This is a genomic window from Pantoea sp. 18069 (assembly GCF_902706035.1).
Classification (GTDB): Bacteria; Pseudomonadota; Gammaproteobacteria; order Burkholderiales; family Burkholderiaceae_C; genus Comamonas.
In genome coordinates, this window is sequence record NZ_CACSJA010000065.1 from 1 (window position 1) to 6,967 (window position 6,967).

A 6,967-nucleotide genomic window follows, 5' to 3' on the forward strand; every position below is an offset into this window, starting at 1 on the left:
GGAGCCCATCGGGTACATTCCGCCGGCAGAAGCTGAGGAAAACTACTACCGGCAACTCGCCAGTCAGGCCACCTCGGTGGTGGCCTGACTTAAACCAAATAGCCTCCACGGAACCCGGCGTGATTCAGCCCAAGCTCCCGACTGGGCACGATATCGCGCCATTGGGACATCTGCGCCTGCATTTCCTCCTTGAGCCAACCAAACCAGCGGAATGCCTCCAAATAGCCATCCACCGTTTGACATTCCGCCTCGACCGAAATTCGCTCCTGGTCGATCCGAAGGTGCCGAATCGCGGCGTGTTTGTCCTCATGCGCTTTGCTCAAGGCGGGGCGACCCTCGCCCGCAATGCCCTGCATCACAGGGCAGAACCGGTTGTCGTCGAGGTCGAGTAGATCTCCGAGCCGCAGCAGGCACGCAACGAACCGTGGGTGGCAGTCATCACGCGCCATGCCCGCTTCGCGGAATGAGAGTCCGCCCGCGCCGATTAGCGTATCGAACGATGCGCCGTGCATGCGGCAAATCCGACCCAGCACCCCGAAGAGCCGTGCAGGAATCAATTCGGTTCGCGGCGAACTGATCCCCGCACTGTGGTGGGGCGCGTGCACAATCTGTTCCGCCCGAACCGGATGCTTTCGGCGGAACCATTCGGCCATCAGTTCACGAAACCTTGTCACTGCGTCTAGGGGCGCACCGTCGAAGAAGATCTGAAATGAACCCGATTTCGCCTTGAGGGTGATGGCAATGGCATGCAGCTCGTGATGCGGCTGTGACGCGAAAACCTGCAAAAAGCCGTCAAATTCAGGATCCGACAGTGCGTCTTCAAAATCGCGCTGTGGAACGACCATGCCGATGTCGTGCCAATAGGCGGCCTCTAGCAACAGCCAAGTGTCGGTGGCGGTCAGCAGCGCAAGGTTGTCACCCAGCAGGCGTTCAATATTGACCAGAATTTGCCGACTATGCGACTCGTCATGCCTGCTGTAATGCGGAAAAAGGTTGCCGACAGTTTGCAAGGCCTTGGGGATCAATTTTCGATCGAAATCCCATTGGCTGTACAACGATTGAAGCGCCGAGTGGTTCTCTGATTTGATCTTTAAATGCTGGGTTAACAGGTCGGCCATCTGGGAGTCTCGCTTGTCCTTCAAGTTTTTTCGTGCCACATCGATCATAGGACACACCTATGCATCGCGCGGCATGCGGCGCGATCCTACTGGGCACGGTGTGGATGACTTCGAGAAACGCGGCCCCATCGAGAACGGGGGTCGCAATCAACTGTGAGATCAGCAGCGCCAGCAAATGAGAGACCTACCCAATCCAACGTCCTCAGACCCGAGGGCGTTGAATCGTCGACTCGAGGCCGAATCACCCTGCGGCCGAGCCAACACCGGCGCCCGGTCACCCGCCCACAGCGAACCGCCCCGCCTCCAACGCATCGCGCCGCTTCGCCGGCAAGTAGACCCCCTCCTGCGCCTGCTCGATGCGCTTGGTCCGCATGCGCACGCTCTGGGCCAATTGCAGGGGGAGGATCCGCCGGCCCGGGTTCTTCTCGTTGAACTGGGCAACATCCGCCCGGGCGTCCGCCTTGCCCTCCTCGTCCCCGGCCATAGCCGCCATAGCGAACTGCTCGACCAGCGTGGAGCGCCGCGCCTGCAGCGCACGGTCGTGCTGGATGATGGCGCTTTTGCCTTCGAAGGAGTTGCGCACGCTCGACGGTGAGAACCCCGCGGCCTGGCCCAGCAACTCGGCCGCGTCCACCTCGTCCTGCACCACGATGCCTGACTTGTCGCGCACGCCCTCCTCCCTGTAGCGCCAGGCCTTGAGCGGCGCGCGCAGTGCCGTCGGCATCATTCCCTCCAGCCCGCGCAGGTAGCGCCCCTCGCTCATGTCCTGCAGCCCCTTGAGCGCATTGATGCCGATGCCGGCCACCGGGCCTAGCGCTGCCGCCATGGCCGATTCGCCCAGGCGCTGGCCCTCCAGCCCTTCCTGAATGTCCGGGAAGATCAGCCGATCCAGCCCGACGCGGCCGGAAATATCCCAAGGCGTGAGCCGAGACAAGCCATGCGCCATCACTTCGGCGGGCTTTTGTCCGAAGGTGTCGGCCAGCACGTTCTGCAGCGCGATCTGGGCGTCCCAGGGTTCATCATCGTCGCCACCCAGCATCGAGGCCGCGGCCAGCAGCGTGGTAACCATGGGCAGGCCCAGCGCGCCGGCGGCCAGGCCGTGCATGACCAGCAGGCCGCCCAGCGTCTTGCGTGCCTCAACGCGCTCCTGCTGGCTTGCACCCTTCAGCGACTGCTGCGCCGACCTGGCCAAGGTGTAAACCATGTTCTGGCCGTACTGCTTGAACAACAGTAGCACCCGCGCGACGTTGACCACGCGTCGAGATCGTTTCAATAGCCCGTGCTTCCCAGTATTCGGGTAGTTGTGGGTTGGCTTTGTGAGCCTGAGGCGAGACCTTCATGCGCACGCGGTAGTCGCCCCCAGTCTGCTCATCAAGGCGTTGCCACTTGCTATTGCTCTTGGCGGGGATAAGCCAGTGGCGAGCCGTACCCGCCTGCTGCACCTGCAGCAAAATCTCGGCGCTCAGAAAGCCTTTGTCAAAGACAGTAAGCGAGTGATCGGGGATGGACTGCAGCAGTTGCCTGGCATAGCGCATCTCGTTGGTGCCGTATTCGCCAAAGACGGCATCACGCAGAAGGTGCGTGCTCAGTGAGAAATGTTGGCGATTGTCCTGACTGTCAGGAACCCTGAGTGTGCTGCCATCGACCGCATAGCGCGCAAGACCCCGCCAACTTCGGCCCTGCTGATGGCGACTGTCCCAATTGGAGGCGCACAGGCCAAAGAACTGCGCCAGAGGCTCTTCGCCAAGGCGTTGACGGGCCTGCGTCAGTGCACTCTTTGCAATCTCGGGGTTGATCTCATCTGGCAATGCAAGATCGAGATCGGCCACCACTTATTCAATGGATTGATGCCGGTACATGGCCATTGCGATGACCAGCCAGACGACTTGTTCAGCCGGGAGCTTGCGCTTGCGTACGCTCGCTTTGCCTGTGATTGCCAGCGCATGCGCGATCCACTGGGTATCGATTTGTCGTGAAAGTGCGCCGAAGTCGGGAAGCGGGTGAGCCTTGCGAACCATAAATACCCAGACAGAAGAACTTGGCAATAGTATGAACCCGGCTCAATTAATGAAAATGCCGTTCACTGGCTTAAGTGAACAACATTACACTCACTGGTGGCTTTTAAAAATATCTTGGTCAATCGTTTGCATTTAAGCAATTCAATTGCTGCTTATTTGGGAACTCAACTATAGCGGCCATTTTCAGATCATCACTCCGATATATCGTCTCATGATATGCAAGTTTCACGAAATTTCCGGACAACCTTTTTAATCGTAAATCATCTCCATAGTTTCTTTTTGTTATTTCCAAAACCTCATCCAGAGAGAAACCTGTTTGTCTCAAGTCCATAACCGATTTTTATAGACCACCAATTTGACTGCACCAATTTTCGGCGTCATCACTAGCAAAAACAACGCCAATATGAGTTGCAGCAATTAAAGTCACAAAAACCCTCTTCATACCCCCTCCTGTAAAAACGTGTAGAGGATCGTAGCAAACCCCGCCGAAGCGGGGCTTGGTCAAATGACATTGCTTGCAGAAGTACGGGAATCCCGTACAATTCACATCATGCAAACAGTCATTGAGCACCCAACCTTCCAGCGCCAGGCGGCCAGCATCTGGAGCGAAGACGAGCGTCACGAGTTCATTGACTGGATTGCGGCAAATCCCTTGGCAGGCGACGTCATACCCGGCGCCGAAGGCGCTCGGAAGGTTCGATGGTCAGTACAGGGGCGCGGCAAAAGAGGCGGGGCACGGGTCATCTATTTCAACTACACCGAAGAAGGTGTGCTTGAACTGTTCGCCGTATACGTCAAGACCGAGCGGGAAGACATGCCCGCAAGCGACATCAACCACAAACGGAGAGCTTCATCATGAAACGCAGTTTTGATCTTGAAAAAGTGGCCCAGGCCATTGAGGCAGACATGGGAGAAGAGCTCCCGGACATTCGGCAGGCCTTGGCAGAAGTGAAGGCCGGCGCCGCCGGGCGCATCACCACACCCGAGCAAATTCTGGTCCGCCAAGCGCGTCAGAAGTCGGGGCTGACCCAGGCGGCGTTTGCCGACCGGATCGCCACGCCTATATCCACTCTGCGCGACTGGGAGCAAGGCCGCTTTACGCCGCCTGGCGCTGTGGCCTGCTTGCTGCGCTTGATCGTAAAGCACCCTGAGTTAACGAGCGAATTGGCGACGGCCTGACCCCCCCGGGTCAAGCCATCGCCTCCATGGCGGCCCGGTACTCCTCGCGCGTCGGCACATCGCGCTTTTTCTTCTTCGGGTCGGGAAACTTCATCTCGAACAGCGCCTGGAATTCGCTCATGCTGAGATCCTCGGCGTCACTGGCGCTCATGCCCAGGTGCGCGCGCGCAGCAGCGACGTACTCGCCGACTTGGAACTCTGTGGCCGGCTTCACATTGCCGTCGCCCCTGCTGTCTCCGCTGGCCGTGCCGACGATGCCGTGCCGCAGCAGATGCGCCGCCAAGCAGATCTGCTCGGATGCTGGCATTGCGCCTGCCTGCCACCCATCCCCCAGGTCCAGCCAGCCGATCAGCGGCGTGACATCATCCTGATCGCACAGCGTGGCAAGCACATAGCGCGCATCCAGCAGCGCACGCGGCCCCAGCAGGCCCCTGAAGATGTCCACGATCTACCCGGGCCGGCCCAGGGCGGCGACCTTGCCGCCGGGGTATGTGATCTTGAACCAGACCTTGGGCTGATTGCCTGTTTCAGCGGGCGGCGAGCTCCAGTGCTTCCTGGTTGTGCACGTCGTCGTCGTAGCTCACACCATCACCCGAGAACTCCACGTTCTTGAATGTCAAGAGACTGGTCTTCGTGAAGTTGGGCGACTTGTCCGCAGTCGTGTCGACCGTGTCCCAGGTGGTGTTCAAGGACTTGGCGCGCATCATGCCCAGAACCTTGTAATCGCCTGCGGCCGGCTTTGGCAGGCCCTCGGACTTCAGGGCAAATTCGACCTTTACATCGCGTCCTACATGTGCTGTCAACGGCAATTTAAAACTGATACAGATTTCGTCTTGCCAGCGATTTAAAACTGATACACCGCCGTTGCTAAACACAGTCCGCATTCAGCCAATTTCTTCAACATCACTTCCCCACACTCGGTCGCCCTCATGCAGTTGCGCTTCACTTCGTTCGTCGTGAGCAACTTTTGGGGGTCAGTTCACGCTGGGCGCACCACGAAAAAGCCCTCTTTCGAGAGCTTCGTTCGCTCAGTCGTCGTAGTGGTATCGACACTGCAGCACGACCAGGTCGTCATCGTCTGCACGATAGACCAGCCGGTTGGCTTGGTCGATTCGCCTTGACCAGTAGCCGGACAAGCTTCCTACCAGCGGTTCTGGCTTTCCCGTGCCAACGAATGGGTCGCGCGTCGCCTCGGTCAGCAGCGCATTGATGCGCTTGAGGGTCTTCTTGTCCTGGCCTTGCCAGTAGAGATAGTCCTCCCAGGCAGATGGCAGAAATTTGATCGCTCGACTCATGACTCCAGCAATTCGCGCTTTTTAGCTGCGCCCTTGCGGTCCTGCTCGACAGCTGCCATCAGGCGGCGCGCGTTCGCTGGGCTCTGCATCAAGTGCAGCGTCTCCAGCATGCTGTTGTAGGTGGACTCGGATAGCAAGACGGCGTTCTCTCCATCGCGTCGGTGGATCAGCGTCGCATCGCAGTCAGCCACCACGCGGTCGATGACACCCTTGAACTCGCTGCGCGCCTGGGTGAAGCTAACTACATGCATGACTTACTCCTTATATGTACCATTTACTGTACATGTTTTAACGCACTTTGTCCACCCCATTGCGCGCCCGCGCCGCCTCCACCCTCTCGAACCAGGCCATGGTTTCCTCGTGCTGCTCCTTCGCGGGAGCCTTGCCCCCAGGGTCGCTCGACTCCTGAGGCGGAAACTTCGCCCGTAGCGCGACCATAAGTTCAGTCGTCGCCCCTCGCCCAACAGCAGGGCGTGCGTACATCTGCCAAGATCGATTCACCACATTCAAGTGCTGCCAGAGTGATCTGGCTCCGCCGCACCCTGGGCTATGCTGGAAGCTCCTAAACAACCAGCGCCAGGGAGGGCAGACATGGAAAAAGAATTGATCGGGCCTACAGCCACACTCGCCGCCGCTATCCTCTCTAAGCTCGAGTCAGAGCACGCCCAGTTCACGCGGGACATCATCACGAGTGCTTTCGAGGATGCTTACTTCACGCTGCAGGAGGGCATTCAGCGGGTGGACAAGGAATTGGCGCGAATCGAAGAGGCGAAGTTTTCCCAACAGCAGTAATCGTCACGCGCTCTTCGCAAACACGCTGCACACGCGCCTACCGCTGCGATGCGCGCAACGCGCGGCGCGACGACAGCCGCTTCACGGAGCGATGCTCAAGGCAGCAATTGAGGCCAGACAACGACCAGACGCGGCAAGCTTGGCCTGTCGCGTGCTGTGTTTGCCCGTTATCTGCCACCCTCCCCCGCACTCTGGAAAGCTGGGAACAAGGCCGCGCCAAGCCCAATGCCCAGGCGGCGCTCATCATGCATATGGCAGAGAAATTCCCAGACACCGTGCAGCGCCTCGCGGCCGTGTAGGCTCCCCTTCAGAACGCTTGATTGATACCCACCTGAAAGCCCTGGGCCTTGCTTCCCGACACCCCGGCAGGCGGCAGGTCGGGCGCGGTCACGTAGGCCGCGTTGCCGTCGTTGCGGATATGCGAATAGGCCGTGTACAGTAAGGGGCCAGCAAACACACGCGGTCCGGCCCTTGCGCAGAGTCGGCGCTATGCGGTAGCAGTAGGCGGCAACCAGATGTGCGGCAGCAGTTGGTCAATGTCACGTGCCTTGTGGGTGGGCAGCCG

At 59.2% G+C, this 6,967-nt stretch carries 11 protein-coding genes and 1 pseudogene; 3 read left to right on the plus strand and 9 right to left on the minus strand.

What is annotated here, in order from left to right:
• Positions 1-89: 89 nt before the first annotated feature.
• The 4 genes and pseudogenes from GVL12_RS25345 to GVL12_RS25360 form a co-directional block, all read right to left on the minus strand.
• Positions 90-1,166 (minus strand): hypothetical protein, encoded by a 1,077-nt coding sequence (locus GVL12_RS25345; protein WP_159918329.1) that lies wholly within the window; start codon positions 1,164-1,166, stop codon positions 90-92.
• 226 nt (positions 1,167-1,392) lie between these two features.
• A complete protein-coding gene (locus tag GVL12_RS25350) occupies positions 1,393-2,373 on the minus strand; it encodes a PLxRFG domain-containing protein (protein WP_159918330.1) in 981 nt (326 codons plus the stop codon).
• The gene (locus GVL12_RS25355) at positions 2,255-2,851 is read right to left on the minus strand and encodes a transposase (protein WP_306770614.1); all 597 of its coding nucleotides are present in this window, start codon (positions 2,849-2,851) and stop codon (positions 2,255-2,257) included. Before GVL12_RS25355 ends, GVL12_RS25350 begins: the two co-directional genes overlap by 119 nt.
• A pseudogene (locus GVL12_RS25360) lies at positions 2,849-3,136 on the minus strand (transposase domain-containing protein); the annotation flags it as partial. The pseudogene GVL12_RS25360 and the gene GVL12_RS25355, both read right to left, overlap by 3 nt.
• Positions 3,137-3,686: 550 nt before the next feature.
• On the opposite strand from GVL12_RS25360, the gene GVL12_RS25365 reads away from it, so the two are divergent.
• Positions 3,687-3,995, plus strand: coding sequence for a DNA-binding protein (locus tag GVL12_RS25365; RefSeq protein WP_159918333.1), 309 nt, complete (start codon positions 3,687-3,689; stop codon positions 3,993-3,995).
• Positions 3,992-4,315: a DNA-binding transcriptional regulator gene (locus GVL12_RS25370; RefSeq protein WP_159918334.1), complete on the plus strand. Its 324-nt coding sequence runs from the start codon at positions 3,992-3,994 to the stop codon at positions 4,313-4,315. Before GVL12_RS25365 ends, GVL12_RS25370 begins: the two co-directional genes overlap by 4 nt.
• 10 nt (positions 4,316-4,325) lie before the next feature.
• Here GVL12_RS25370 and GVL12_RS25375 read toward each other — a convergent pair whose 3' ends face one another.
• The 4 genes from GVL12_RS25375 to GVL12_RS25390 all read right to left on the minus strand — a co-directional run bounded on the left by GVL12_RS25375 (position 4,326) and on the right by GVL12_RS25390 (position 5,861).
• Positions 4,326-4,760, minus strand: a complete 435-nt coding sequence (locus GVL12_RS25375) for a DUF6246 family protein (RefSeq protein WP_159918335.1) — start codon at positions 4,758-4,760, stop codon at positions 4,326-4,328.
• A gap of 82 nt (positions 4,761-4,842) precedes the next feature.
• Entirely contained in the window at positions 4,843-5,118 is a 276-nt protein-coding gene (locus tag GVL12_RS25380) for a hypothetical protein (protein ID WP_159918336.1), read from the minus strand.
• Between the two features lie 225 nt (positions 5,119-5,343).
• On the minus strand, positions 5,344-5,610 hold the full coding sequence (locus GVL12_RS25385) for a Txe/YoeB family addiction module toxin (RefSeq protein ID WP_159918337.1): 267 nt from the start codon (positions 5,608-5,610) through the stop codon (positions 5,344-5,346).
• Positions 5,607-5,861 carry a type II toxin-antitoxin system Phd/YefM family antitoxin gene (locus GVL12_RS25390; RefSeq protein ID WP_159918338.1) on the minus strand — a complete coding sequence of 85 codons (255 nt, stop codon included), beginning with the start codon at positions 5,859-5,861 and terminating at the stop codon, positions 5,607-5,609. The genes GVL12_RS25385 and GVL12_RS25390 overlap by 4 nt, the downstream gene beginning before the upstream one ends.
• Positions 5,862-6,201: 340 nt before the next feature.
• Here GVL12_RS25390 and GVL12_RS25395 point away from each other — a divergent pair, with 340 nt between their 5' ends.
• A complete protein-coding gene (locus tag GVL12_RS25395; RefSeq protein WP_159918339.1) occupies positions 6,202-6,402 on the plus strand; it encodes a hypothetical protein in 201 nt (66 codons plus the stop codon).
• 307 nt (positions 6,403-6,709) lie between these two features.
• On the opposite strand, the gene GVL12_RS25400 is transcribed toward GVL12_RS25395, so the two are convergent.
• Positions 6,710-6,859, minus strand: coding sequence for a hypothetical protein (locus GVL12_RS25400; protein ID WP_159918340.1), 150 nt, complete (start codon positions 6,857-6,859; stop codon positions 6,710-6,712).
• Between the last annotated feature and the right edge of the window lie 108 nt (positions 6,860-6,967).